This is a genomic window from Sphingobium sp. ZW T5_29, assembly GCF_044987515.1.
In the GTDB taxonomy this organism is placed as follows: Bacteria; Pseudomonadota; Alphaproteobacteria; order Sphingomonadales; family Sphingomonadaceae; genus Sphingobium.
This window is the reverse complement of the sequence record NZ_JBJDRM010000011.1, coordinates 118543-145068: the sequence shown is the minus strand read 5'-3', so window position 1 is coordinate 145068 and position 26526 is coordinate 118543. Positions and strand designations below refer to the sequence as shown.

Genomic DNA, 26526 nt, shown 5'->3' with positions numbered 1-26526 from the left:
GGAAAATATACTTATCCTTTTTGTCGTCTAGTGCGATGGTGACGGCAGGTCTATAGGCTGGGACGACAGAGTGGAGGAACTGATGCACGACCGGATCGACAAGGCTGGCCTTCAGGTCGCGCCAGAGCTGGCGCAGTTCATCGATGATCGAGCGCTGCCGGGGACTGGCGTCTCACATGATCGCTTCTGGGCCGGGGCCGCTGACATTTTCGCCCGCTTCAGCCCTCGCAACGCGGCATTGCTGGACAAGCGGGACGAGTTGCAGTCACGGATCGACGCCTGGCACCAGCAACGCGCCGGGCAGGCCGTGAATGGAGAGGACTATCACGCGTTCCTGACCGACATCGGCTATCTGGTGCCAGAACCGTCACCTTTCACCATAGGATCGACAGGGGTCGACGACGAACTGGCGCGGCTTGCCGGGCCGCAACTGGTGGTCCCGATCCTCAATGCCCGCTTTCTGCTGAACGCCGCCAACGCACGGTGGGGCAGCCTCTACGACGCGCTTTACGGGACTGATGCCATCCCCGGCGCGCCATCGGGCCAGGGTTATGATGCCGTGCGTGGCGATCAGGTCATCGCTTGGGCGAAGGCGTTTCTGGACAGCGCAGCGCCACTCGCAAAGGGTAGCTGGGCCGAATGGACGGGGGGTGTTCCCGCGCTTCGCGACCCGGCGCAGTTTGTCGGTCGGGCGGGCGACAATATCCTGCTGCGCAACAATGGGCTGCATATTGAATTGGTGATCGACGCCGCTCATCCGGTGGGGCGCGATGATCCGGCGCATCTGGCCGACATCATGCTGGAATCGGCGCTCTCCACCATCTGCGACCTGGAAGATTCGGTCGCGGCGGTCGACGCCGTGGACAAGGTCGCGGCCTATGCCAACTGGCTGGGCCTTATGAAGGGCGACCTGGAAGACAGTTTTGAAAAGAATGGCGCGATGATGACGCGCCGCCTGCACGCAGATCGCCACTATGTCGCGCCCGATGGCAGCCGCTTTACCCTGCCGGGCCGGTCGCTACTGTTCGTCCGCAATGTTGGCCACCTGATGACGACGCCCGCCATCCTGCTGCCCGATGGCGGGCAGGCGCCCGAAGGCATATTGGACGGGATTGTCACCAGCCTGATCGCGCTGCACGACCTCAGGCGCAACGGCGCTCTCGTCAACAGCCGCGCGGGCAGCATCTATATCGTCAAGCCCAAGATGCACGGTCCCGAAGAGGTCGCCTTCACCAACGACCTGTTCGACGCGATTGAGGATGTGCTGAGGCTGGACCGCCATCAACTCAAGGTCGGTGTGATGGATGAGGAACGGCGCACGTCGGCAAACCTCGCCGCTTGTATCCATGCCGTGCGCGACCGTATCGTCTTCATCAATACGGGCTTCCTCGACCGCACCGGGGACGAAATCCACACGTCGATGCAGGCGGGTCCGATGATCCGCAAGGGCGATATGAAGGCTACGCCCTGGATCAAGGCCTACGAAGACCGCAATGTGCAGATCGGCCTTGCCTGCGGCCTGTCAGGCCGGGCGCAGATCGGCAAGGGCATGTGGGCAGCGCCTGATCGCATGGCCGACATGATGGAGCAGAAAATCGGTCATCCCATGACCGGAGCGAACACGGCATGGGTTCCTTCGCCCACGGCGGCGACTTTACACGCAACCCATTATCATCAGGTCGATGTCTTCGCCCGGCAGGCCGAACGCCTGACCGAACCCGTCGCCAGCCTGGACGCGCTGCTGACCATTCCGGTCGCGGCGGGCGCGAACTGGTCCGATCAGGATATTCGCGACGAGCTGGACAATAATGCCCAGGGCATATTGGGCTATGTCGTCCGCTGGATCGATCAGGGCGTGGGCTGTTCCAAGGTCCCGGACATCCACGACATCGGCCTGATGGAGGACCGCGCGACGCTGCGTATCTCATCCCAACATCTGGCTAACTGGCTGCTGCATGGCGTTTGTTCCGCAGAGGAAGTGGACGCGGCGCTGCGCCGGATGGCGGCAAAGGTCGATGCGCAAAATGCGGGCGATCCGCTCTATCGTCCCATGAGCGGGAATGAGGAACGCAGCCTTGCCTTCCAGGCGGCGCGGGCGCTGGTGTTCGAAGGGATCACCCAGCCGAACGGCTATACCGAACCGCTTTTGCACAGCTTCCGCGCGAAGGCGAAAGGCGCAGGATAAACAGCAAGGTGCTCCTGCGTAGGCAGAAGCCCGGTTCCGCCGCCTCAAACCGGCTCTCGCCTCCGCAGGAGCACCGACTACCTCAGTCAGTCAGGCTGCGCACGATCGCCCTGGCCGCGCGGGTAACATCGTCCCACGTCTCGTCAAACCCCGCTTCATCGCCGAAATAAGGGTCCATGACATCGGTTCCCTCACGACCCAGGACGATGTCCATCAACAGGCGCAGCTGGGCCGTTCCATCCGATGGCCGGATCTGCCGCAGATTGCGGAGATTCTCCCGGTCCAGCGCGAAAATATGGTCGAAGCGATGAAAATCCTGCGCCATGACCTGCCGACCGCGATAGCGCGAAATATCAGCGCCGTTTCGCAGCGCGACGGCCTGCGCGCGCGGATCGGGCGGGCAATCGACATGCCAATCCCCGGTGCCTGCGGAATCCACCATGATCGACAGCCCAACCCGTTCCGCTTCAGCGCGCAACGCCGCCTCCGCCAGGGGAGACCGGCAGATATTGCCCAGGCAGACAAACAGGACAGATGCCGTCATCCTTCCGCCGCCGCGGTGCTCAGGCCCAGCTGGGGCACGCCGATCGATCGCCGCCCGCCAAAGTCGGTTCGCGCGACGATGACGCCTAGTTTTTCCATATAATCGATCAACCGCCGCACCCGGCCCGGCGAACTGGTGCCATAGGCGCGCGCAAGTGCGGCGTCGCCGGGGCAGGGCAGACCCTCCATCGCGGCGCGGGCGACCAGCAGGAACGGGGCCAGCATGTCTTCGGGCAGCGGCTCGGCCGCGCGCATCGCGTCTCCCCATCTGGGGTCCGCGGCATCGAACATCCCTGCCTGCGCCATGGCAAAGCGTTTGCGAAACGCAGGCAGATCCAGCGGCGGCAAACGCAGCCCCTTCATCCGGCAACGCACGCCAAAATCTTGATAGAGGGTCGATACGCTTGGCTGTGATTCGCCCAGATCGGCGACGATTTCCTCCAGCACTGCGATCACCACCGGCTCGTTCTGGCCGAAATCAAGTTCGGGCGCGGCTGGCTTGGCCGATGGCGTCGCCGCCAGCGCGCGCATCAACTCCTCCGCAGGCAGTGGCGGCGGATCGGCACGCGGCGGGGAAGGGGGCAGCGCGTCCTCCGCTTCGGCCCCGGCGAACAGCAATTCCTGCATGTCGCCCGTCGCCGCCACGGGCGGTGGCATCAGCTTGTGGGTGCCGCCGCGCGTGCTGGTCTTCACCGCGCCGATCTTCACTGCAACCGGGCGGCGGCAGATGGCCGGGCCAAGCGCCAGGAATCGCCCGCGCTCAAGGTCGCGTATCTGTTCGGCCTGACGACGCTCCATGCCCAGCAAGTCCGCCGCGCGCGCCATGTCGATGTCCAGGAAGGTCCTCCCCATCAGGAAGTTCGATGCCTCCGCCGCGACATTCTTGGCCAGCTTCGCCAGCCGTTGCGTCGCGATCACCCCTGCCAGCCCGCGCTTGCGCCCCCGGCACATCAGGTTGGTCATCGCCGCCAGGCTCAAACGGCGAGCTTCGTCCGACACGTCGCCCGCGGCCACGGGCGCGAACATCTGCGCTTCGTCCACCACGACCAGCGCCGGATACCAATGATCGCGCGGAGCGTCGAACAGAGCGGACAGGAATGTCGCGGCGCATTTCATCTGCGCTTCCAGCTCCAGTGAGTCCAGGCTCAGCACGACCGATGCGCGATGTTCACGAATCCGCGTCGCCATCTTGGCGATTTCGCGTTCGTTATAGTCGCCCGCGTCGATCACCACATGGCCATATTCGTCCGCCAGCGTAACGAAGTCGCCTTCAGGGTCGATCACCACCTGCTGGACCAGTGCGGCGCTTTCTTCCAGCAGGCGGCGCAGAAGGTGGGACTTGCCCGACCCGGAATTGCCCTGGACGAGCAGACGGGTGGCGAGCAATTCCTCGACATCGACCAGAACGGCGTTGCCGTTGCCGTCGGTCCCTATGCTGATGCTAGCGGTCACATGCGTCCTTTGGCCCAGGCGGTGGGATTCGCGCAAGGGCGCTGACCGGCGGCAGGCAGATGATGCAACGAAAGGTTGACCCTGCGGTTGTTGCAGAGCAGCATTGCGCCATGGCTGTAACCTCTCCCCCAACCGCCCCCGCGATCGCACAGAACCCCGACATCCGCTACCTCGCTCGCCTGCTGGGCGACGTGATCCGGGCCTATGGTGGGGACAGTCTGTACCGCCAGACGGAATATATCCGATCGGCATCGGTGGACCGGGCGCGCGGCCTTCATGGCGCCGATGTGGTCGATACGGGTCTGGATGCGCTCAGCCTGGACGATACCCTCTCCTTCGTGCGCGGATTCATGCTTTTCTCAATGCTCGCCAACCTGGCGGAGGATCGTCAGGGCGTTGCGGCAGAGCCGGGCGCGGACGTCGCTTCGGCGCTTGAACAGCTGGAATCGCACGGGATCGACCGGGACGCGGTGATCGACCTGCTGTCCAATGCGCTGATCGTGCCCGTGCTGACGGCTCATCCGACCGAAGTACGGCGCAAGAGCATGATCGACCATCGCAACCGCATCGCCGAATTGATGCTGGCGCGGGACGCGGGCAGGACGGAAACGCCCGATGGAGAAAATCTGGACGAGGCGATTTTTCGCCAGATCGCCTTATTATGGCAAACCCGCCCGCTGCGTCGTGAAAAGCTGTTCGTTCAGGATGAGATCGACAATGTCCTGACTTATTTCCGGGACGTATTCCTGCCGGTACTGCCTGCGCTTTACGCTCGCTGGGAAAGGGTGCTGGGTGCCCGCCCGCCCAGCTTTCTGCGGGTCGGCAACTGGATCGGCGGCGACCGGGACGGCAATCCCTTCGTACAGGCGCCGCAATTGCGGTCAGCCCTTGGGCGGGGCTGCGAGGTCGCGCTGCGTCACTATATGGACGACCTGCATGCGCTGGGCGCGGAGCTTTCGTTGTCGACCGAACTTGCGCATGTGCCGCAGTCGGTGCTCGACCTTGCCGACCGGAGCGGCGACATATCCGCCAGCCGTCGGGATGAGCCCTATCGCCGCGCCATCTCCGGTATCTACGCCCGGCTCGCCGCCACCTACCGCGCCCTGACGGGCAGGGAGCCGCCGCGCTCCTCCACGCTCAAGGGCGAAGCCTATGCGGGGCCTGCGGACCTGCGCCGTGACCTTGTCACGGTGGCGCAGGGGCTGGCCAGCGAAGGCAATGGCGCGCTAGCGAGCGGCGGGGCATTGGGGCGTCTGATCCGGGCGGTCGAAACCTTTGGATTCCACCTCGCGACGCTGGACATGCGGCAAAATAGCGACGTGCACGAACGTGTCGTCGCCGAACTGTTGAGGGCGGCAGGTGTGGAGCCTGATTATGCGGCGCTGGATGAACCAGCGCGCGTGACATTGTTGCGCCGGGAACTCGCCAGCGCCCGTCCGCTCGGCTCCCGGTTCGAAGATTATTCGGAAGAAACCGCGTCCGAACTCGCCATCGTGCAGGCAGCGGCAGAGGCGCACCGCATCTACGGCCCGCAATGCATCACCCACTACATCATCTCCAAGGCGGAAAGCGTTTCGGACCTGTTGGAAGTGAACATCCTGCTGAAAGAAGCCGGGCTGTGGCGCGCTGGCCGCGATGGTGCGACCTCGCAGGCCGCGATCATGGCGGTGCCCTTGTTCGAAACGATCGCCGATCTTGAAGCCGCGCCCGCGATTATGTCCGCTTATTTCGACCTGCCCGAAATCGCGTCCGTCGTGCAGAAGCGCGGCCATCAGGAAGTCATGATCGGCTATTCGGACAGTAACAAGGACGGCGGCTACATCACATCGACCTGGGGATTATATCAGGCGAGCAAGGCCCTCGCGCCCGTTTTCGCCAAGGCAGAAACGGCGATGCAGCTGTTTCACGGACGCGGCGGGGCCGTGGGACGCGGCGGCGGGTCATCCTTTGCCGCGATTCAGGCGCAGCCCAAGGGCACGGTGCAGGGCCGCATTCGCATCACCGAACAGGGTGAGGTCATCGCCGCCAAATTCGGCACGCGCGATGTCGCCATGACCAATTTGGAGGCGATGACCAGCGCGACCCTGCTCGCCACGCTGGAACCGGAAGGGATTTCGGACAGGGATGCCACGCGCTTTGCCGATGGCATGGATAAATTGTCGCAAACCGCCTTCACCGCCTATCGCGACCTTGTCTATGGCACGGACGGGTTTTGCGACTTCTTCCGGGAACTGACGCCCATCCAGGAAATATCTGGCCTGAAAATCGGATCCCGCCCCGCCAGTCGGACCAAAAGCACGCGGATAGAGGATCTGCGCGCCATCCCCTGGGTGTTCAGCTGGTCGCAGGCGCGCGTAATGTTGCCGGGTTGGTACGGCGTGGGCCACGCGCTGGCAGCGTTCGAGGACAAGCCGTTGCTGGCCGATATGGCGCAAAGCTGGTCGTTCCTGCGGTCGGCCCTCGCCAATCTGGAAATGGTGCTGGCGAAGTCCGACCTCGGCATTGCCGCGCATTATCTGCCGCTGGTCGAAGATCAGGATCAGGGGCGTGCGATTTTCGACCGCATCCGGGAAGGGTGGAGCCTGACGCATGACGGCCTGCTCTCCTCCACCGGGCAATCGCGCCTGCTGGAAAAAAGCCCGAAACTGGACGCGTCCATCCGCCTGCGCCTGCCCTATATCGAACCCCTGAATCTATTGCAGATCGAATTGTTGAAGCGCCACAGGGGCGGGGAGCAGGACGCGCGCGTCAAGGAAGGGATCGAATTGTCGATCAACGCAATCGCGACCGCGCTGCGTAACAGTGGATAGGACCATCCTGCCGCCTCCCTTCATTCATTCACAACCAATTCAACCAACCGGCGTTATCGTCAGCAGCAGATGATATGAGGAGAAAGGCAATGACGTGGACCGGAAAAAGATTTCTGGCTGCGATAAGCCTTGCCGGTGCAGTCGCCTTGGGCGGCTGTGCCTATGACGACGGCTATTATGGTGGTGTGAGTGTAGGCAGCGGCTATTATGGCGGCGGCTATTACGACGATTATTGGGGTCCGGGCGGCTACGCGCCGGGCTATTATAGCGGCTGGTATAATAATTTCTATTATCCCGGTTCGGGCTATTATGTCTATGATCGGCGCGGCCACCGCCATCGCTGGAATGACGGTCAGCGCCGCTATTGGGAAAGCCGCCGCGAAGCAAGGCGCGGAGACGATGGCCGCCGTTGGCGCGAAGGTTTGCGGCAGCGACCAGACGGCAATCGTCAGGGCTGGCGCGGACGGTCGCAACGCGAAGGCAATGCGACGGCTACCCCCAGCAGGCCCCCCGTCGTTCGGGAGGAGTCCCGCTCCAATCGCGGCAATACGCGCGAATGGTGGCCGGGCGCCCAGCGGGGCGGCAATCAGCGCGATGGTGAAAGGTCGGGCCAGGATAGCCGTCGGGGTTGGCGCAACTGATGCGGGCATTGACGGGCGCAGCCGCGCTTCTCGCTAGCCTTTCGCTTGCCGCTTGCGACGGGCGGGAGGAAAGCGCTATCGACAATCTGGCCAATGGCGCGAACGCTGCGCAGGTGGAAAATGCTCTCCAGGCGGAAGCGCAAGCGGTGATGGAGCCGCTCTCGCCCCCTGCACCCGGCACGCCCGGCGGCCTTCCCGCCGCCGGGCAGCCCGTGGAGGAAGAAGGAGCAATCGATCCCAAGGGACCGCAGGGCGCGGCACAGGTCGTGCAGGGCTATTATGGCTTGCTGGAGGAACGCCGATTCGACGATGCGCAGGACCTGTGGAACGAACAGAGCGCTATCGGCGCGCAGGACGATGAACTTTTCGCTCGCCGGTTCCGGGGGTTCAGTGAAATCCACGCCAATGTCGGTGCGCCGGGTCAGGTCGAAGGCGCGGCGGGTTCGCTTTATGTGGTCGTGCCGGTTCAGGTCTATGGCCGCATCGCGATCAGTGGAAAGCCTTGGTACACCTTGCGGCAGATGACGCTGCGGCGCGTGAATGACGTTCCGGGATCAAGCAAGGCCGATCGCCGCTGGCACATCGAATCGATCGGGCCTTATGTGGCGCCCATCGAGGGTGAGGCGGACGTGGAAAACGCCGCCGCCCCGGAATAGGGCGTCCCCAGGCAGGGGAACAGGCGGCTCAGGCTTGAACCGCGCCATAGCCAGCTGCGGGATGTGAATCGCGCAGCTGGCTATGTATTTTGTCGCACCGCTTGTCGCGGAAAACCGGTTCCCCAATTTTCCACGCGATGTCTTGATCGTCAGGAAATCGTGGCGCTCACGATCTTGCCGGGGGTCCGGGGCGGTTCACCCTTGGGCAGCGCGTCCACATGCTCCATGCCGGACGTTACTTCGCCCCACACGGTATATTGGCCGTCCAGGAAGGTCGCATCGTCGAAGCAGATGAAGAACTGGCTGTTCGCGCTGTTCGGGTTCGACGAACGCGCCATGGAGCAGACGCCGCGGACATGCGGTTCACGGCTGAATTCAGCCTTCAGGTCGGGCAGTTGCGACCCGCCCATGCCGGTGCCGGTCGGATCGCCGCCCTGCGCCATGAATCCGGGGATGACGCGGTGAAAGACCACGCCGTCATAAAATCCGTCCTTGGCGAGCTTGGTGATGCGTTCGACATGGCCGGGCGCCAGGTCCGAGCGCAGCTTGATTACGACGTCGCCGCCGCTGTCGAGGTTGAGGGTTAGCGTTTCGTCGGCCATGAAAATCTCCTCTTTCGGGGGAGTGGGGGAATGTTGGTCCATATAGAGCGTTGGGCGGGGGATGGAAGCGCCTCAATCAACCTTTGAGGCATTGCATTTATCCCGCTCATGAGCAAAAGCAGCGGCATGTTACAGGAACCGGACAGTAGGGGACGCGATGAGCGAGCGAGCCGACATGGCCGAACCCCGGCCGGACGAACTGCCTGCTGACGGCAAGCATGAAGATCAGACGGAATCCCGCCATGACGAGGATGACCGGCTAAAGCGCGACTTCGTGTCCGCCGTGCTCGACGCGGTGGAAGAAGGCGACCGGGAATTGGCGCGGGATCTGGTGTCGCCGCTGCACCCCGCCGACATCGCCGACCTTCTGGAACTGACTCCATCCGACCGGCGCGGTGACGTCGCGGCGGCGCTGGGCGATCTGGTCGGCGCGGAAGTTCTGTCCGAACTCAACGATTATGTCCGCGACGACCTGATCGGAGCGCTGGCGCCGGAACAGGTGGCGGAATTTGCCGCCGAACTCGATACCGATGACGCCGTCGCCATCATCGAGGATATGGACGATGCCGACCAGCAGGCCGTCCTTGACGCGCTGGACCCGGAAGACCGCGCCGCGATCCAGAGCGCCCTCGCTTACCCTGAGGAATCCGCCGGTCGCCTGATGCAGCGCGACTTGGTCGCGGTGCCCGAACATATGACCGTGGGCCAGGTCATCGACTATCTGCGCGACAATGGCGACCTGACGCGCGACTTCTGGGAAATCTTCGTCGTCGATGAAGCGCATAAGCCGATCGGGACGTGCCAGCTAAGCTGGCTGCTGACCTGTCCGCGCCCCATCGCCATGGCCGACCTCATGAAACGGGAACAGACACTGATCCCGGTCGACATGGACCAGGAAGAAGTCGCGCTGCGCTTTCAGAAATACGCGCTGATCTCCGCGGCGGTGGTGGACAAAAGCGGTCGGTTGGTCGGCATGATCACGGTCGATGACATCGTCCACATCATTTCCGAAGAGGCGGGTGAAGATATTTTGCGCCTGTCGGGCGCGGGCGAAGGGGACATCAACCAGCCCATTCTCCAAACGGTGCGCACGCGGCTGTCCTGGCTGGTCGTCAATCTGGGGACGGCGATCCTGGCCGCGTCGGTGGTTGGACTGTTCCAGGAAACCATATCCAAATATGTCGTGCTGGCCGTGCTGATGCCGATCGTTTCGGGCATGGGCGGCAATGCGGGGACGCAGACCATGGCGGTCGCGGTTCGCGCGCTCGCCACCAATCAGCTGACCAGTTCCAACAGCATTCGTCAGATCATTCGCGAATTCCGCATCGCCTGCGCCAACGGGACGATGCTGGGGATATTGATCGGGATCGCGGTCGGGCTGATCTATGGCAATCCCGACCTGGGGCTGGTCATCGCCCTTGCCATGTTGATCAACAATCTCGTGGCGGGACTGGCCGGCATATTGGTGCCGGTGACGCTGGACCGGTTCAACATCGACCCGGCGGTGTCTTCGGCAGTGTTCGTCACCACGATGACCGATGTGATGGGATTTTTCTCCTTCCTGGGACTGGCGACAATCTGGGGCCTGTGACGGGGTTGACGGGCAAAGCCGAGCGCCCATCTTCATCCCATGCCGCTTCACATCACCAAGATCGCCTTTGGCAGCGAAAGCCCCGCAACGCTGCGCGCGTGGTTGGAAAGCCATCAGGAAGAGGCGCGCCTCACCACCCGCTATCTGCCCAAGCGCGCGGCGGAAATGGAGGGCGGATCGCTATACTGGATCCACGGACACAGGCTGGTCGGACGCAGCCCGCTGATCGGCTTTCAGGAAACAGGGCAGGGTCGCTTCTGGATCAGGCTCCAGCCCCGGCTGATCGCCGTGCGGGCCATGCCAAAGCGGGCGCATCAGGGCTGGCGTTATCTGGAGGGAGAGGACGCCCCGCCCGACCTGGGGGAAGGGGAGGCCGACGACCTGGACGCCATGCCCCGCGCCTTGCTGGGCGAACTGACGCGCCTGGGCCTGGTTTGACATCCACGACCTGACCGAAAGGGTGCCCGCCCTACGCTGCCTTGCCCCTCAGAGCCTTCTGCCGCCGCCTCTGGACCGAAGATCCAATGCCGAGCGATTCCCGGTATTTCGCCACCGTCCGCCGCGCAATGTCCATGCCCTTGGCGCGCAGCATGTCGACCAGCGTATCGTCCGACAGGATCGCTTCGGGTGCTTCGACTGCGATCAACGCCTTGATGTGGCTTTTCACCGCCTCGGCTGACACGCTGCCTTCTCCTCCCGAAGCCGCCACGCCGCTGGTGAAGAAATATTTCAGCTCATGGACGCCGCGCGGGCAGGACAGATATTTGTTCGATGTTACCCGGCTGACGGTCGATTCATGCATGCCGATGGCGTCTGCTACGGTCCTGAGCGTCAACGGCTTTAGATGAGCGACCCCCTTGTTGAAGAAGTCCTCCTGACATCGGACGATTTCGCTCGCGACCTTGATGATCGTCTTCTGCCGCTGGTCCAGCGCCTTCACCAGCCAGTTGGCGCTGGCCAGGCATTCCGCGAGCCACGCCTTTGACGCCCGGTCCTGCGGTCCTGATGACAGCTCGACATAATAGCTACGGTTGACCAGCAGGCGGGGAAGGGTGGCGCCGTTGATTTCAATCGCCCAACCGCCGGGCGTCGGGTTGACGAACAGGTCCGGCGTGATCGGGGTCGCGGTGTCGGTTGAATAGCGTAGGCCGGGCTTGGGATCATAGCCGCGCAGTTCGCGGATCATGTCGGCCATATCTTCTTCGTCCACGCCGCAAATCCGACGCAATTGGGGCAGCGCGCCCTTGGCCAGCAAATCCAGATTGTCGATCAGCTTCGCCATGCATGGGTCGTAGCGGTCGGCCTCCTTCGCCTGGATCGTCAGGCATTCGGCCAGCGACCGCGCGCCGACGCCTGCCGGGTCAAATCCGTGGATGACGCCCAGCACGCCCTCTACCTGCGTCAGCGGCATGCCCAGCCCATGGGCCGTCTCCAGCAGATTGGCCTCCAGATAGCCTGTTTCGCCAATCTGGCCGATCAACTGGGCGGCGATCAACAGGTCCATGCCCGACAGGGCGGCGCGCGCCTGATCCATCAGATGTTCCTGCAACCCCTGATCGGGATTGGCGAAGCTGTCGAAGTCAATCGCCTCGCCACTGCCACCCGGCAGCAGGTCGATGCCGCCCGATCCGACGGCGGCGGCCAAACCATCCGTAGGGCCATCGTCAATGAAAGTGTCCGCGCCATGATCGACATCCAGCGGCGCGTCCGCTTCGCCGCGTCCTTGCCCGATCAGCTCATCTACCCCGCCGGTCTCTGCCGCCAGAACAGGTTTATCGACCATCGCGTCGATCCCGTCGGCATTGGGCGCGCTATCGATGGGCGCTCCCGTTTCCAGAAGCGGGTTCTTTTCCAGCTCCCCCGCGACGAACGCATCGATTTCCAGATTGCTCAGCGCCAGCAGCTTGATCGCTTGCTGAAGCTGCGGCGTCATCACCAGCGACTGGCTTTGCCGTATGTCGAGGCGCGGCCCAAGCGCCATCAGTCGCGTCCTTCACCATCAGCAGGAAGGAATAAGCGCGCCCCCATATCAGAGCGAGAAATTCTCGCCCAGATACAGCCTTCGCACTTCCGCATTGGCGACCAGTTCGGTCGGGCTTCCCGTGAACAGCACCTGTCCGCCATAGATGATGCAGGCGCGGTCCACGATTTCCAGCGTTTCGCGCACATTATGATCGGTGATCAGGACGCCGATGCCGCGCGTCTTGAGCTGTTTCACCAGGTCGCGAATATCGGCGATAGACAGCGGGTCGATGCCTGCAAAGGGTTCGTCCAGCAGCACGATCGACGGGTCCGCCGCCAGCGCGCGCGCGATTTCGCACCGCCGCCGTTCGCCACCCGACAGCGCCATTGCCGAAGAATCGCGCAGCCGCGTCAATCCGAATTCGTCGAGCAATTGCGCCAGCCGGGCATCGCGCGCCGACTTGTCCGGCTCTGCCAGTTCCAGCACGGCGCTGATATTCTGCGCGACCGTAAGACCCCGGAAAATCGATGTTTCCTGGGGCAGATAGCCCAAACCCAATATGGCGCGGCGATACATGGGCAGGCCGGTCACATCCTGTCCGTCCAGGATGATGCGGCCATGGTCGGGACGCACCAGCCCCATCACCGAATAGAAGCAGGTCGTCTTGCCCGCGCCGTTGGGGCCCAGCAGGCCGACGACTTCGCCCTTGCCCACGGTCAATGACACGTCGGACAACACGACCCGCTTGTCATAGCTTTTGGCGATGGAAATGACGGACAGGCCTTCCCCCACTTCCTGGGGTGAAAGGCGCGATGCCGGGGCTGTTCTGTCCTGGATCGTCACGTCGTCCATCACTCATCCTTGCGGCCACTTAGGGAAGCGCAATAAAATAGGAACGCTCCCGTGGCAATTGGCAAGCTTTGTGCATGGGAAGGCCGTCGGAGCAAGGGGAAAATGCGCCACAGGCCATCTTGGGGCCATCGCAACGATGGCAAACTTCAAAAAAGTGGGCCCCCGAATGACCGGGGACCCACTTTCAATTCCAGGCGCTAAAATCAGCCAGGCTGATATTATTCTTCGCCATTGTCCTTGACCCCAACGGTAGGGACCTCGACGGTTTCTTCCTTAGTGCCGACCACGACTTCCTTGGAATCCACATCCACCTTGGGCAGGGCGCCGCCATCGACGCTGACTTCTGGCACATCGCCTCCGCTGACATCGGCTTTCCAGAAGCCGGTTGCGAACAAGATGCCCACGATCGCCAGGATCACGATCAACGCAATCGCGAGTGTGCGGCCCGTCCGGCTCTTGTGAACGACCACGCGGTCGCCATCATAAGGGTCTCGATGCACTTCAGCCATCACTATCCTCCTCTTGAGAGGGTGCAAACGGCTGTGATTGTGTTGAAGTTCCCAAAGCTGCAATTTCGTAACCGTGTGTCCACCGCGCGACCCCGGCGCAATCGATCTATCTCCCGAAAAATGTTTCCAATCATTGCCGCTTTGCATATGCACGACCCTTGGAAGGATGACGCCATGCTGGATCGCATTTTCACGCTGATCGCCACGCGCATTGCATCGGCAGCGGGTCAGCCGATGACGTTCGTGGCGGCGCTGGGCGTTATTATCATATGGGGCGTTACCGGCCCGGTCTTCGGCTATTCCGACACTTGGCAATTAATCATCAATACCGGCACGACCATCGTCACCTTCCTGATGGTGTTCCTGATCCAGAACAGCCAGAATCGTGACGCGGCGGCCATGCAGGCAAAGCTGGACGAACTGATCCGCGCCATCGGCCCGGCACGGGAACATTTCATCGGGATCGAGCATCGCTCCGCCAATGAAGTGGAAGCGATCCGCGCCGCGCTGGAAAAGGAAGTCGAAGACGGCGATGGCAAGGCTGCGACCACCAGCGACAGCGTGGAACATGTCCTTAGGCGTTTTTAGAGCCCGCCTTCCCGCGATCAGGCGCTCTCCACCAGCATGGACGGCGCCTTGGCTGGCCAGGCGTCATCCTTCAACACAGGCAACCGTTCGAACGCATCGGCGTCCAGCGTGAGCGTCAACCTGTCGCACCCGAAGCATATGTCAGCGCGGGCGACGGCGCGCAGAGTTTCCTGAATGCCACCGATGCCCCCCGACGCCACCACCACATAGCTAACCCCGCCGGTTTCGCACTCGATCAGCGCTTCTACTGCATTTCCGACCGGGTCGCCCGACCGGCTGTGGACTGGCATGCCCGCGACCCCGGTTGCAGTGAACAGCGTGGACGCGGCGGACCGGCGGCTCGCTTCCTGCGCCGCCTTGCCGCCATCCTCATAGGCGCGCTGCCGCCCAAGCCAACGCCATATCCCCACGGCGTTCACCAGCATCAGGAACAGGTTGGTCGCCAGCAAATTGGTCTGGCCGGTGGCGAACCCGACCGTCGACCAGGCGATCGAACCGACGGTGAACACCACAAACCCCCAACCAGTGATCCGCGCGCCCAGATTGGCGGCAGTCATCATGGCGGCGATCATTGTCGCTATCGGCGCGACCCACCCTGCAATATCTTCCAGCATCCTGCCCACAACTCGCGGGCCGGGTGAAAGCTGCATGGCGCAGCGGCCCTCGTCATCACGCCAGGTCGCCGGATGGAACGAATGCCTCAACTTCCCGACGCGCTTTCCCTTCACCTTGTCTTGCGTGGCATAGCGGCAAAAATCCAGTGGGAACGCGCAGGCGTCGCGACCGTTGGCTCAGGGCAGAAGCAGCATATGGAGGCTTTCATGGACCCCAGGCGCATCAGCCTTGGCCTTGGCGTTTTCTCGCTGGCGCTGGGTGTGGCGGAAATCGCAGCAACCCGCCGTATCGCCCGCACATTGGGCGCCAACCATCGAACGGGGCGAAACACGCTTCGCGCATTTGGAGCGCGCGAGATGATTACCGGCGTTGGCCTCATGGCCGCACCCGCTCATTCGACCCTGATGTGGGGACGGGTGGCGGGCGACGCTCTGGATCTGGCCGCGCTGGGGCTGGCTGTGGGCCGTGCGCCTCGTCGCGGCGCAATATGGGGCGCGATCGCCTTTGCCGCCGGGATCGCGGTTGTAGATGCGCTGGTCGCCCGCTCACTCGACCGGCAAACTGGCCGTGCTTATCCATGGCGTGATGAAGACTATGGGGATTGGCGCGCATCGCCGACCGGACATGCCACAACGGTTGAACCTGAAGACATGCCCTTCATCCAGGCCCCTGAAGTGACCCGTCATTAACCATCCCGATCCAGGAGATAGATCACCATGTTACGCAAACTCGCGCTGCTCGCCGGAGCCGGACTGCTGGTCAAAAAGCTGTTGAACAACGAGCGGGGAAGATCGCAATTATCGCCGGGTCATAAGCCAACCGACCTTATGACTGACCACCACCCCGATGGCTCAATTCGTGCGGACGAACATTACCGCCCTGATCCCACGGCGCCAGTTGGTGCGCAGGATCGCGAAGGATTAAGGCCGGTCACCATGCCAGCGCCGCATGATCCGCCGGGTCGATAGGGCGGGCAGGCGAGCGAAGCTTAGCGATTGCGGTCCAGATAATCGGTGACAGCGCTAACGCTGTGACCAACATGTTCCACGGCGTCTTCCAACTGACGACGCGAAGCCTGCAGTCGCTGCGACCAATATTGAACTTCCAGGTCCGTCTTGATTTCGACATGTTTAAGATCGCGGGGAACGGGCGGCCCCCGGCGGTCGAGCGTGGGTTGAGCTATGCTGGCCATGGCCTGAAATCCTTCTGTCGACACAAGGTGCATCATGCCGACGTGACGGAAAGAGATACCTTTCTACGCGAACATGCTGCACCAACTTGTGCTTCTGTCAGCGCGTATCTGGGCGCCAGGTTCCAACAGAGCAGAACGGAAGCGCTAACATGTGTCAGCGTGCGTGCCGCGCCGGATAGACGGGGGCTGAACGAGCGGAGATTTTATCCCTTGCATGGGACGTTCTGTCGCAACAACCTCCACACTCCAACATAGGTGAAGGATAACATACACAGATTGGTCCACGACAATTTGGGGGCTTGAACAGGGACACATCCATGTTGAGCCAGGTTGCATTCAAAGAGCCGCAAGTCCATTTCCGCCCGCACCAGTTTCTGGCGCGTGAAGATGAAGAGCCTGCCGTGATTTTTCAAATCGATGAAGGCTGGGCTTGCCGTTATCGACTATTGTCCGACGGACGGCGACAGATTACCGCTCTTTATTTGCCGGGGGATTATTGCGATCCTCAATGGGCCTTGGGCGGAAAGCCATCACAACCGATAGTTGCGCTAACCAACGTCCGGGCTAGCTATTTTCCATGCAGCCCGCCTGCTGCGTCCGGTACGGGAGGGCCGTCGGCCTTCTGGCTCAGCCTCAGCGATATGATAGAGCGGCAGACCAACTGGATGGTGACCCTGGGCCGTAAGACCGCATTGGAACGGGTTGCGCATCTTTTGCTGGATCTGTTTGAACGTCTTCGCCGATCAGGCCTCGCCTATGGCCAGCAATGCGCGATGCCCCTGACGCAAACCGAGATCGCGGATATGACCGGGCTGACCCCCGTGCACGTCAACCGGACCCTTCAACTCTTGCGGGCGCGGGGGCTGGTGGAACTGCAGGCGAAATGGCTGCGTATTCCCGACCTGCGGGCCTTGCGTCAGGCGGCGGCGGTGCGAAACCAGGGCGCGACCGCCTGAAGCAATCTCCCTCGGTCAGGCCAGTTTCAGCCCTTCCTTGTTCATGCGGCGGGTCAGGTCGCCATTCCCGGCTTCGTCGAGCGCCAGTTTCAGGCGGGGAAACAACTCATCCTCCTCACGCCTGATATGCGCTTCTATATCGGATCGAAAATTGGACAGTTTCGCCTGAAAGGCGGCATGATCCTTCACCAGATCGCTTAATTCGTACAGATATTGTTTCACATAGCCATGGTCGCCGTTCAGGTCGTCGGCCTCGTCGCGCATGCCCGTCATTCGCATCGCTGCGTAGATGGCATTCTCTTCCTCCATGGCATGCTTGCCCAGCGCATGTTTAAGCTGCGTCAAAAGCATGGATCGGCGGCCCCTGGCGTCCGGCCCCGTCTCCTCCAGCTTGTCGAACAGGGTCAGCGCCATCTTATGTTCCAGCGCCAATGCCTTGTCCCAGTCGCCCGCCAGAGCGGTTGGCGCTTGAACCGCGAACTTACGCCCCGCCGCGCCCAGCAGCGCCAGCCCCGCGCCGATGCCCGCGCCGATCAAAGCGTCGCGACTGCCGCCATGTGTGATGCGATGTAAACTGGCCTGTGCGCCCATGATGTCCTCCAGTGCAGATGATGACCGAAGCAACGAGCACGGCGGACCAGCGTTCCCCGCAACCAGCTTCAGATCGAACGCAGATTGACCCATGTTAGCGAGCGACGGGACGCGCCCGACGATCAACGAGCCAATCGCACCATTTCGGCGAAGGTTTCGCCCTCGACGCCTCCATATCCCCGCCAAAACCACCGTTGCGGTTTCAGTTGGAAATGAATCGAAGGGGAATTGCTCTACCCCTGCCGCTTCCAGTGACATGGTTTCAGGGGTGGCGTTTGCATATGCGGTTGGGACGGCTGTGGGACGGGTTGGCGGTGGTCGCGGCCGCTTGCCTGCTGTCCAGCGTCCCGCAGGCGCGCGCGCAACTCGCCAATCCCGGCGCGGGTGCGGCCAGTGCCCCGGCGATCGATCGGAATCGGGCCGACCGCGTCGAACCGGACATTCAGCCCTCACCCGCCGCTCCCCGGCAACCCGCGCCTACCGTCAACCTTTCCCCCGCCGCGGAACCGGCCGCCAGCATCCGCCTGACCAGGGTCATATATATGGGCGCGTCGCTGCCAGCGGCCAGGCTGGACGCAGCGGTTTCGCCGCTGATCGGGCGTCCCCTGACGCGGGAGACGCTACAGGCCGTGGCGACGGCAGTCGGCGCGGCATATGCGCGCAGTGACATCGCCTATTATTCGGTGTCCATCCCGGCGCAGATCCCGGCGGCGGGCCAGTTGATCGTCCAGCTGGTCGAAGGGCGGGTGGTCGACTACCGGTTGGCGGGCCTGTCCCCCAGCACGCCTACCCGCCTGATCGACGCTCATATGCAGCGGATGATGCGCGACCAACCGCTCAGGAAATCGGTGCTGCAACGGACGCTGTCGCTATTGCGCGACATTCCGGGCCAGACAGTGGACGCCGGGGTCCGGCAGGGCGCGAAGGCGGGCGACCTGATCATCGATCTGATCGTCAAGCGCAAGCAGTTGCAGGTCGGGTTGCTGATCGACAATAGCGGCGTCACCAACGTGGTGAACGGCGTCCAGGCCCAACTGTCGATCACGGGCAACGGCCTGCTGCGCGAAGGCGACAGCACGCGCATCGCGGGCTATCTGCCTTTCTATCCCGAACGCTACCAGCTCTATTCGCTCAGCCACAGCACCCCGATCGGCAGCAACGGCACCACCCTGTCCGCCAATGTCGCACATGTCGAAACGCGGCAACGGGACGGCCTGATCAAGGGCGACGCGACGCTCGCGGGCATTTCACTCAGCCACCCCCTCATTCGATCGAACAGCAGCAACCTGACCATCACCGCCTCGTTCGACGGGGTGGACAGCAGCAACTATTATCTGGACCTGCGGTTCGGCGATTACAAAGCACGCGCCGTCAGGCTGGGCGCATCATGGTCGCATGCCAGCGAAAATGATGGAGAGGCAGCGTCACTGGTCGTCAGCCGGGGCGTGAACATATTGGGCGCAAAGCCCTTCACCGGATTTTCCGAAACCGGCTTCACGAAAGCGAACATGCAGGCCGTGGCGGTGCGCGGCCTGTCCAAGCGCCTGTCCGTCAAACTTTCGCTCAAAGGTCAATATAGCCGCGACCAACTGCCCGTGACGGAGCGTTTTTCGCTGGGCGGCAGGGGCGCGGGCATGGCGTTTCTCCTTGGCGTCCGCACTGCCGAGCAGGCCGCCGCCGCCGCCGCCGAAATCAGCTGGACCCTGCCGCCCAAGGTCATGCCGGTCAAAAACGCCGCAATCTTCGCCTATGCCGACGGCGCGGTCGCGCATTCGGTGGCGCGGCCCTTTTACGGGTTGCGAGCAGAAAATATGTCGCTCGCGTCCGTCGGAGGAGGCGCTCGCGTCGGGTTAGGCGGAAAATGGCGGGCGAGCGCTGAGGTCGCGCTGCCGGTAAAGCGGCCCGACAGCGCCCACAGCCGCAAAGCGCGCTTTTTCTTCGGATTGGGCCGCGCCTTCTGACGCCAGCAATATTGCGTGCACGCAAAACGGGCGCGCTCCTGCGCCCGCATGTGGGAGGGAGCCATCCATGAACAATATCTGGGAGGTTTGGCCGTCTGCGCTGACGCCAGCCGAATGCGATGCGATTATCGACCGCGCCGCCACTTATGACGATCAGTCGGCGACGGTCGGCTTTAACGAAACCACTCGTAGCGACGCAACCTATCGGTCATCGACTGTCCGCTGGTTCGATCCTCATCGCGAAAAAGACATTGTCGCGCGCCTGATGCAGTTTGTCGAAGCGTCCAACCGGACGAACTTCGGCGTGGATATCGTCGCGCCCTATGAATTGCAGTTCACGCAATATCATGGCGACCAGCACGGCAAATATGACTGGCATCATGACGTCTGGCTCGAATCCGGGCGTCCGTTCGACCGGAAGCTGTCCGTGGTCGTCCAACTTTCATGCCCACAGGATTATGAAGGCGGCGCGTTCGAATTTTATCAGGTGCAGCAGCCCGGCGTGACCTTCGCTCCGCGCGGCAGCTTGCTGATATTCCCGTCCTTCCTCCAGCATCGGGTGCTGCCCGTCACCAAGGGACTGCGGCGCAGCCTGGTGACCTGGGTCGAAGGGCCTCGCTGGCGGTAACGCCACAGGCAATTAAATATAACCGTTATGGATATGATGGTGGACATGCTCCTTCCCGCCGAATTGCGTAAGATCAGCCATCATATCATCCATAATTCACGCTGAAATCCGACATTTCCTGATCATACGGGCTATTCATCGGACTTTGCGTGTCCTGCGGAACGGTTTTCGCACGGCCCTTGGCTCCTTTCCCGCACCACCACTGCCATATAACCAAATTGGCCGTTTCAGAACGAGCCGTAAGGGATTTCCATGCTTAGCCTGTGGGCATTGCGAACCGTTCGCGATGTAACAGGGAGATTTTCCATGTCCTTTGTGGGGCCGATACAATCCGGCAAGCGCTACCTTCTTTGCGCCACGGCAATTCCGCTTTTCCTTCTGTCCGCATGCGCTGATGGCGTGGGCTTCGACATTGGAGCCGGCGGCGGGCAGAACCCATCCGGCCCTTCAGGCCCGACCGGCCCAGGCGGCCCTACCGATCCGGGTGGTCCAACGGGTCCTGGGGGTCCCACTGGCCCCGGCGGCCCCACTGGTCCTGGCGGTCCCACTGGTCCCGGCGGCCCCACTGGCCCCGGCGGTCCGACTGGTCCTGGCGGTCCGACTGGCCCCGGAGGTCCAACTGGTCCCGGAGGTCCAACTGGTCCCGGCGGCCCCACCGGTCCCGGAGGTCCAACCGGCCCTGGGGGTCCCACCGGCCCCGGCGGCCCAACCGGTCCCGGAGGTCCCACTGGCCCCGCCTTGAGCGGTCCCCTGATCGGCGCCGTGGTGGGTGATCAGGCCATCGGCGGACCCAGCGGCCCCGGCACAGTGATCGGCGTCAACATCCTGCCCGGTCAAACATCGTCGACAGGCACGCTCGCCACCGTTGGTCTGCTGACCGGTGACGGGACCGTGGCTGAAATCGCCCTGCCCACGACGCCGCAGGCGGTCCAGCAGGGCCTGGCCCCTGTCGGCGCGCTGACCGGCGTCCTGCTGGGGGATCAGGTGGGCGGCACCGTCACGCAACTGACGAATGGCCTGTCGCCCGTCGTGGCAACGGTGACTTCGGTGGTCGATCAGGCCGCCACTCCCTTGCTTGGCACCGTGAACGGCGTGCTGGCTCCGGTCCTGTCTCCGCTGGTCGGCGGCAATGGTGCACTGGCCCCGGTAACCAATCTGGTCGAAGGGACAGTGGGCGCACTCACCGGGCCGCTAGGCGGTGGGACTCCGCCCGAATCCTCCATCACGGGACCGCTGGTATCTACCAATATCGGCGGCAATGTGCTGGGCGGCGCTTCGAGCACGAACAGCGTGATCGGCGTTAACCTGCTGCCCTCCACGGCGCCGTCGGCGCAGGGGCAGTTGCTGACCGCCGATGTGCTGACGTCGGGCAAGATCGTCGACGTCGCAGTGCCGACGACGGCCGCCGGCGTAGAGGCGGGCCTGAAGCCGGTCGGCAATCTTGTGGGCACGCTGCTGGGTCCACAGGCGGGGGGAGCCGTGGATCAACTGTCCACGACCGTTGCTCCGATCGCGGCAACGGCGACGGCTGCCGTGGACAGCCTGCTCTCGCCAGTGCTGGACACGGTCAACGGTCTGGCGCCCACGCTGCCGGGCGGATCGGGGGGAGGCGCAGCTTCGCCACTAGCGCCTGTAACCGGTGTCGTGGGCGGCCTTTTGGGGTCCGCAACGGGCGGCAGTGGGGCTCCGACGGCACCGCTGACCGGCGTGATCGGCTCTGTGCTGAACCCGCAAGGTTCAACCGGTGGCCTGCTTGCACCGGTCACGGGGGTGATCGGCGGCGTCCTGGCTCCGACCGCCCCAACCGGCGGCGGCAGCCCCGCCGCACCTGTGACCGGTCTGCTCGGCGGCTTGCTGGGCCGGTGATGAGGGCGCGCGCGGCCTTGCCCCACAGAGTCGCGCGCGCTTTCCCAGCCTCCTTGGTCCCCCAGGCCGGGGACCGGGGGCGGGGCGAGGAGGCGGCCGGGCGCGCCGTCTCCTCAAACCCTCCGCCATCCAGACGGAAAAATCACATCATCATCGGGAAAGGAACCGCCTTGAATATCATGGCGACACGCAGGGCCGACCTATTGGTGGTCGTCCGCCTGAACAATCATTTGCCGATTGAAATCCTGTTTGGCGACGATGCAGCGAAGAGCGCGATGGAGCATCTGCGCCGGTTGGCCGAACGGCATTTTGGACGATCGACCCTGTGCCGGATTCATCGGGACCATGTGGAATTGATCGTCCAGCATGTGCCGATGCGGTGCCTGCCTGGCGGACAGTTGGTTGAAACATTGTGCGCCGCCTTGTCAGATGATCCGTTCCGCTGGGGTGAAGAGGACATATTATTGTCAGTGTCGGCAGGCTGGGCCACCGTCGACTACGAAGCCGACGCACCGCTGGATGGCCCGCACATGGGTGGGGCCCGCGCACGGTTGATGCACTCCTGCCTGTCCAGCCCCCCGTTCATCGCCCCATCGGACGAAGGCGCCATCCAGTACCGAAAGGACATGCGTGCCGCCGCGAAGCTGATGCGGCTGGCGCGGCGCGGATCTGCCTTCTTCACCTGGCGGCCCGTGGCCCAACCGGACGATCCGGGCGTCATTCTCTATTATGAAGCGCTGTTGCAGCGGGTCGGCCACATGGGCGAACAGATTGACTGCACGGACGGCTATGCGGCGCTGGATCGGTTAGGCATGGCACATCTGCTGGACCGGCGGTTGCTGGCGGATGTTCTGGACGAGCTGGAAAATGATCCCACCGCCTGCCTCAGCATCGCGATGTCCAGCCAAAGCCTGTCGCTGAACCTGCATGGGGAAGGGGCCGGGTGGAATGACGCCATCGACCGGCTGAAGCGCGACCCCGCTATGGCGCGCAGGCTGGTGATCGAAATTGCCGATAATGGCGGCATGCCCCATTTTCGTGACGCGCTGAGCTTTGTCCGCACCCTGCGCGGACTGGGCGTGCGCATTGCCATCGCTCATTTTGGATCGGGCCAAGCGTCGATTGCCGAGTTGACGGCGCTGTCGCCCGACGCGGTAAAGCTGGACAGCGCCTTCATGCGCACCGCCTATCGGTCGGAACGCAACCGCCTGCGCGTAGGCCATCTGATCGGGCTGGCGCGGACCATGAGCCGGATCGTCATTCTGGACGGCGTCGAATCGCCCTGGCACCTCCACCTCGCCAGGGAAGAAGGCGCGGACTGGATCGCCGGGTCTCATCTGGGCAGGCCCAGCCTGCGGCGGGGATGGCTGAACGCACATTATGGCGACAGCGTCGCCGGCCTCGCCGCCTTCAATGGCGCATTCCGTCCGATGGGCGGCGGCGAATTGCGACTCACGAACTGACCATCGGCATTGCGGCGCATGATTGCGTGCGCGCAAATTCATCAGACTAAAGGGGCTATACATTGGCGAATATTCAATCCGGCTTGCCGAAAATGGCCTTGCGCGCGGCGATTGTGGGCGCACTCGCGTTGTCGGCGGGATTTACGACGGCGGCTCAGGCTGCGCCCTATGGCCCATATGCCCTGACCAATGGTCAGGCCGCGGTTGCCGCCGCGCTGGACAGCAGCATCCCGGCGGCTGGAAGCGATCGCGCCGCCATGTTGGCGAGCATCGACGCCTTGCCATCCGTCGGCGAACGCGCGGACGCTTTGGGCCAGTTGACGGCGCGCAGCTATACGCTGCTTCCCCGCCTGTCGATCCAGTCGATGGACGCCGCCGACCGCGAAATTCGCCACTATCTGACCGAACGGCGCAGCATCGCACTGGATGCAGCAGGGGGCGTGCCGGACAGCGGCGACGGCACCATCCACATGATGCTGACCGGCGGGCTTCGGCAGGCGAAATATGACGGACGGACCGACCGGCCAGAGGCACGGACGGACAGCCGTTCGATCCGCTTTGCCATCGATGTTAGCCCTGTCCCGAACCTGATCATCGGCGCGACGCTGGGCATTGACGGCGTCGACGCACGGCTTGACCCGGATCAACGGCCACGCATCACGTCCTTCAACAGCCAGATCGGTGCCTATGCCAGTTACCAGAATGGCAAATTCTACGTCGATGCGACCGCAAACTATAATTTCTCGGAATTCAAGCTGCGGCGTCAGGCCACATGGAACGGCTTTTCGGATCGGATGACGGCGTCGGCGGACGGCGATGGTGTCGGCGCCAGCGTCGAAGCGGGCGCAATGCTGAAATCCGGCGCGGTGCGGGTGCAGCCCTTCGCCGGGTTGCACTATCGCCATGCGGATATCGGCGGGTTTCGGGAAGGCGGCGGCGCTGCGGCTCTGGAAGTCGCGAACTATCGCACCCGGTCACTCCGCTCGACCCTGGGCGCGCGGGCTTCGGCGACGATTGAAAAGGGCGACTGGGCGATCCGCCCCACGGTCGAAGCACAATGGCGGCGCGAACTGCGTGCGCAACCCGACAGCCGGATCGAAGCGCGCTTCGCAACGCGGGACCTGCCCGTCTTCTCCCTTCGCCCCGCCGGGCTGGCCCGCGACGAAGCGCTGCTAAGCGCAGCCGTCACCGCGACCCACAACAGCCGCACGGCCGTCCGCCTCGGCTATAGCGGCGACTATGCCGCCGATCATCGCGTCCATGCCGCCATCCTGTCGATCAGCCGCCGCTTCTGACGCTGACGCGCAACGGCATTTTGCGTATTTGCACCGAAGCGAACCCAGTTGGGCGAGCGGCAGGCTGAACGAAGCGCTATGCAACCAGGGTTGATTATCTGAACGGGACCCCATGATGGCAGGCTTCATCCGCGACATATTGACGACGCTATCCTATGACTCCGGTCGCACTGGGCCGGACCAGCAGGCCGCAATAACACGCCTGGACGATCGGTTGACCAGCTTCACCGACAATGCGGCGCACGCCCGCACACCGTTGCTGCTGCGCGCGGCGGATTGTGCGGTGTGGGACGGCAATCCCCGTGACCAGCCTGCGCTTAATGCCGAAAGCTGCCGGTCGTTGATCGAATCCATCGCGACGGAGGGGGGCAATCGCATCCCCGCTCTCGTCCGGCTCAACCCGTCCGATGCCGATCTGCCCTATCAGCTTCTGGTCGGCAGCCGACGGCGTTTCGCCATAAACTGGCTCAACCATAATGGACGGCCCGAATTGCGATTGAGCGCCCTGATCGTGGACATGTCGGATGAAGAAGCGTTCCGGCTCGCCGACATTGAAAATCGCGAACGCGCCGACATTTGCGAACTGGACCGCGCGCGCAGCTATCAAGGTGCGGTCGATCGTTTCTATGGCGGCGTGCAGTCCCGCATGGCCGAAGCGCTGGGCCTGTCCAACAGCCAGCTGAGCCGACTGCTCGCCCTGGCCCAATTGCCGCAGGAAGTCGTGGACGCATTCGCGACCCGCGCGGAACTCAAGGTCCGTTACTCCGAACTGCTCACCCCTCTGTTGCGACGACCGCAGCAACGCGCGGAAATGATCGCGGAGGCAAAGCGGATCGGCGCTGAACAACAGTCGCTTGCGGCGCAGGGCGAACGGATGATCCCGTCCGCCACGGTATTGGCGCGCCTTCGGGAAGCCGTCGCGCCGCGCCCCCGCGACGAAGCGCGCGAAATGCCGATCATGCTGGCCGGTGATCGGATCGGCAGGGTGCGGGCGGGGAAGAGCGGCGGCCTGGCCGTCGACCTCCAGATCGCAGATGACGCCGACCTCGACGGACTGCTGGCGGGCCTGCGCACCGCACTTCTCGCCGCCCGATCCTGAAAAATCGCCCCATTTTGCGTATACGCAACGGGCCAGTCAGTAGCTCCCGTTCGTCACGACGACCGTCGCGTCCAGCGCGGTCGATGGCATGGGAACAAACGCCGCATAGCGCAGCAGCGTCGATCCGCTCATGTCATAGCTGACGCTGACCCTGAACATCCCGGTGCCATCCGCGCCTGCGTCGATCTGCGGCGCTGAACCCGATGACAGCAGCGCGCCATAGCCGTCGATCACTGCCTGCGCCCGGTCGCGGGCCAGCGCCGTGCGTTCGACGGTCGACATCCCCGCCATTGCCGCGCGCGCCCCTTCGGCTGCGGCGTGACGCACGCCCATCAGCGCGGAAAACCAGAAGGAATAGATGATGATCGCGAACACGAGCATCAGCAGCGCTGGAGCGATCAACGCGAACTCCAGCGCTGCCATGCCCCTGTCGCAGGTCAGCATCCGGCGCAAATGCTTCATGCCGAC

25 protein-coding genes are annotated in these 26526 nt (G+C 63.3%); 15 read left to right on the top strand and 10 right to left on the bottom strand.

All coding sequences use genetic code 11. The features are described from left to right. The first annotated feature begins 82 nt into the window (after window positions 1–82). The gene (locus ACI3KQ_RS11385) at window positions 83–2185 is read left to right on the top strand and encodes a malate synthase G (protein ID WP_404957654.1); all 2103 of its coding nucleotides are present in this window, start codon (window positions 83–85) and stop codon (window positions 2183–2185) included. Window positions 2186–2267: 82 nt separating this feature from the next. Here the strand turns inward: ACI3KQ_RS11385 and ACI3KQ_RS11380 are convergent, their stop codons facing one another. Together ACI3KQ_RS11380 and ACI3KQ_RS11375 are read right to left on the bottom strand one after the other, a co-directional pair. Then, on the bottom strand, window positions 2268–2729 hold the full coding sequence (locus tag ACI3KQ_RS11380; RefSeq protein ID WP_404957652.1) for a low molecular weight protein-tyrosine-phosphatase: 462 nt from the start codon (window positions 2727–2729) through the stop codon (window positions 2268–2270). Beyond that, window positions 2726–4180 (bottom strand): helicase HerA domain-containing protein, encoded by a 1455-nt coding sequence (locus tag ACI3KQ_RS11375; RefSeq protein WP_404957650.1) that lies wholly within the window; start codon window positions 4178–4180, stop codon window positions 2726–2728. Before ACI3KQ_RS11375 ends, ACI3KQ_RS11380 begins: the two co-directional genes overlap by 4 nt. 110 nt (window positions 4181–4290) lie before the next feature. On the opposite strand from ACI3KQ_RS11375, the gene ppc reads away from it, so the two are divergent. From ppc to ACI3KQ_RS11360, 3 genes are all read left to right on the top strand, one after another. Next, window positions 4291–6990 (top strand): phosphoenolpyruvate carboxylase, encoded by a 2700-nt coding sequence (ppc, locus tag ACI3KQ_RS11370; RefSeq protein ID WP_404957648.1) that lies wholly within the window; start codon window positions 4291–4293, stop codon window positions 6988–6990. Window positions 6991–7079: 89 nt separating this feature from the next. Beyond that, entirely contained in the window at window positions 7080–7631 is a 552-nt protein-coding gene (locus tag ACI3KQ_RS11365; RefSeq protein ID WP_404957647.1) for a hypothetical protein, read from the top strand. Continuing rightward, window positions 7631–8287, top strand: a complete 657-nt coding sequence (locus ACI3KQ_RS11360; RefSeq protein WP_404957645.1) for a hypothetical protein — start codon at window positions 7631–7633, stop codon at window positions 8285–8287. Before ACI3KQ_RS11365 ends, ACI3KQ_RS11360 begins: the two co-directional genes overlap by 1 nt. 149 nt (window positions 8288–8436) lie before the next feature. Here the strand turns inward: ACI3KQ_RS11360 and ACI3KQ_RS11355 are convergent, their stop codons facing one another. After that, a complete protein-coding gene (locus ACI3KQ_RS11355; protein ID WP_404957643.1) occupies window positions 8437–8889 on the bottom strand; it encodes a peptidylprolyl isomerase in 453 nt (150 codons plus the stop codon). A 157-nt stretch (window positions 8890–9046) separates the two neighbouring features. Between ACI3KQ_RS11355 and mgtE the strand changes: the two genes are divergently transcribed. Continuing rightward, window positions 9047–10480: a magnesium transporter gene (mgtE, locus tag ACI3KQ_RS11350; protein WP_404957641.1), complete on the top strand. Its 1434-nt coding sequence runs from the start codon at window positions 9047–9049 to the stop codon at window positions 10478–10480. A gap of 39 nt (window positions 10481–10519) precedes the next feature. Further along, the gene (locus ACI3KQ_RS11345; protein WP_404957639.1) at window positions 10520–10918 is read left to right on the top strand and encodes a DUF1489 family protein; all 399 of its coding nucleotides are present in this window, start codon (window positions 10520–10522) and stop codon (window positions 10916–10918) included. 31 nt (window positions 10919–10949) lie between these two features. Here the strand turns inward: ACI3KQ_RS11345 and rpoN are convergent, their stop codons facing one another. From rpoN to ACI3KQ_RS11330, 3 genes are all read right to left on the bottom strand, one after another. After that, complete coding sequence (rpoN, locus tag ACI3KQ_RS11340) at window positions 10950–12461, bottom strand: RNA polymerase factor sigma-54 (RefSeq protein ID WP_404957637.1); 1512 nt, start codon at window positions 12459–12461, stop codon at window positions 10950–10952. 48 nt (window positions 12462–12509) lie between these two features. Next, the gene (lptB, locus tag ACI3KQ_RS11335) at window positions 12510–13295 is read right to left on the bottom strand and encodes an LPS export ABC transporter ATP-binding protein (RefSeq protein WP_404957635.1); all 786 of its coding nucleotides are present in this window, start codon (window positions 13293–13295) and stop codon (window positions 12510–12512) included. Window positions 13296–13513: 218 nt separating this feature from the next. Further along, window positions 13514–13804: a hypothetical protein gene (locus ACI3KQ_RS11330; RefSeq protein ID WP_404957633.1), complete on the bottom strand. Its 291-nt coding sequence runs from the start codon at window positions 13802–13804 to the stop codon at window positions 13514–13516. Window positions 13805–13981: 177 nt separating this feature from the next. Between ACI3KQ_RS11330 and ACI3KQ_RS11325 the strand changes: the two genes are divergently transcribed. Beyond that, entirely contained in the window at window positions 13982–14392 is a 411-nt protein-coding gene (locus ACI3KQ_RS11325; protein WP_404957695.1) for a low affinity iron permease family protein, read from the top strand. A 17-nt stretch (window positions 14393–14409) separates the two neighbouring features. On the opposite strand, the gene ACI3KQ_RS11320 is transcribed toward ACI3KQ_RS11325, so the two are convergent. Continuing rightward, window positions 14410–14964, bottom strand: a complete 555-nt coding sequence (locus ACI3KQ_RS11320) for a PRC-barrel domain containing protein (protein ID WP_404957693.1) — start codon at window positions 14962–14964, stop codon at window positions 14410–14412. Window positions 14965–15087: 123 nt separating this feature from the next. Between ACI3KQ_RS11320 and ACI3KQ_RS11315 the strand changes: the two genes are divergently transcribed. Next, window positions 15088–15696: a hypothetical protein gene (locus tag ACI3KQ_RS11315; protein ID WP_404957631.1), complete on the top strand. Its 609-nt coding sequence runs from the start codon at window positions 15088–15090 to the stop codon at window positions 15694–15696. 299 nt (window positions 15697–15995) lie between these two features. Here ACI3KQ_RS11315 and ACI3KQ_RS11310 read toward each other — a convergent pair whose 3' ends face one another. Next, entirely contained in the window at window positions 15996–16199 is a 204-nt protein-coding gene (locus ACI3KQ_RS11310) for a DUF3606 domain-containing protein (protein WP_404957630.1), read from the bottom strand. Window positions 16200–16516: 317 nt separating this feature from the next. On the opposite strand from ACI3KQ_RS11310, the gene ACI3KQ_RS11305 reads away from it, so the two are divergent. Next, window positions 16517–17155 carry a Crp/Fnr family transcriptional regulator gene (locus ACI3KQ_RS11305; RefSeq protein ID WP_404957628.1) on the top strand — a complete coding sequence of 213 codons (639 nt, stop codon included), beginning with the start codon at window positions 16517–16519 and terminating at the stop codon, window positions 17153–17155. Between the two features lie 15 nt (window positions 17156–17170). Here the strand turns inward: ACI3KQ_RS11305 and ACI3KQ_RS11300 are convergent, their stop codons facing one another. Next, the gene (locus tag ACI3KQ_RS11300) at window positions 17171–17746 is read right to left on the bottom strand and encodes a hemerythrin domain-containing protein (RefSeq protein WP_404957627.1); all 576 of its coding nucleotides are present in this window, start codon (window positions 17744–17746) and stop codon (window positions 17171–17173) included. Window positions 17747–18027: 281 nt separating this feature from the next. On the opposite strand from ACI3KQ_RS11300, the gene ACI3KQ_RS11295 reads away from it, so the two are divergent. The 6 genes from ACI3KQ_RS11295 (at window position 18028) to ACI3KQ_RS11270 (ending at window position 26058) form a co-directional block, all read left to right on the top strand. Next, window positions 18028–19707 carry a ShlB/FhaC/HecB family hemolysin secretion/activation protein gene (locus ACI3KQ_RS11295; protein WP_404957625.1) on the top strand — a complete coding sequence of 560 codons (1680 nt, stop codon included), beginning with the start codon at window positions 18028–18030 and terminating at the stop codon, window positions 19705–19707. Between the two features lie 67 nt (window positions 19708–19774). Further along, on the top strand, window positions 19775–20335 hold the full coding sequence (locus tag ACI3KQ_RS11290; protein ID WP_404957623.1) for a 2OG-Fe(II) oxygenase: 561 nt from the start codon (window positions 19775–19777) through the stop codon (window positions 20333–20335). 738 nt (window positions 20336–21073) lie between these two features. Beyond that, window positions 21074–22201, top strand: coding sequence for a hypothetical protein (locus ACI3KQ_RS11285; protein ID WP_404957622.1), 1128 nt, complete (start codon window positions 21074–21076; stop codon window positions 22199–22201). A 179-nt stretch (window positions 22202–22380) separates the two neighbouring features. After that, on the top strand, window positions 22381–23664 hold the full coding sequence (locus ACI3KQ_RS11280) for an EAL domain-containing protein (protein WP_404957620.1): 1284 nt from the start codon (window positions 22381–22383) through the stop codon (window positions 23662–23664). 62 nt (window positions 23665–23726) lie between these two features. Further along, window positions 23727–24959, top strand: a complete 1233-nt coding sequence (locus ACI3KQ_RS11275) for an autotransporter domain-containing protein (RefSeq protein ID WP_404957618.1) — start codon at window positions 23727–23729, stop codon at window positions 24957–24959. Between the two features lie 112 nt (window positions 24960–25071). Next, window positions 25072–26058: a ParB/RepB/Spo0J family partition protein gene (locus ACI3KQ_RS11270; RefSeq protein WP_404957616.1), complete on the top strand. Its 987-nt coding sequence runs from the start codon at window positions 25072–25074 to the stop codon at window positions 26056–26058. Between the two features lie 36 nt (window positions 26059–26094). Here the strand turns inward: ACI3KQ_RS11270 and ACI3KQ_RS11265 are convergent, their stop codons facing one another. Beyond that, window positions 26095–26520: a TadE/TadG family type IV pilus assembly protein gene (locus ACI3KQ_RS11265; protein WP_404957614.1), complete on the bottom strand. Its 426-nt coding sequence runs from the start codon at window positions 26518–26520 to the stop codon at window positions 26095–26097. Window positions 26521–26526 lie beyond the last annotated feature (6 nt).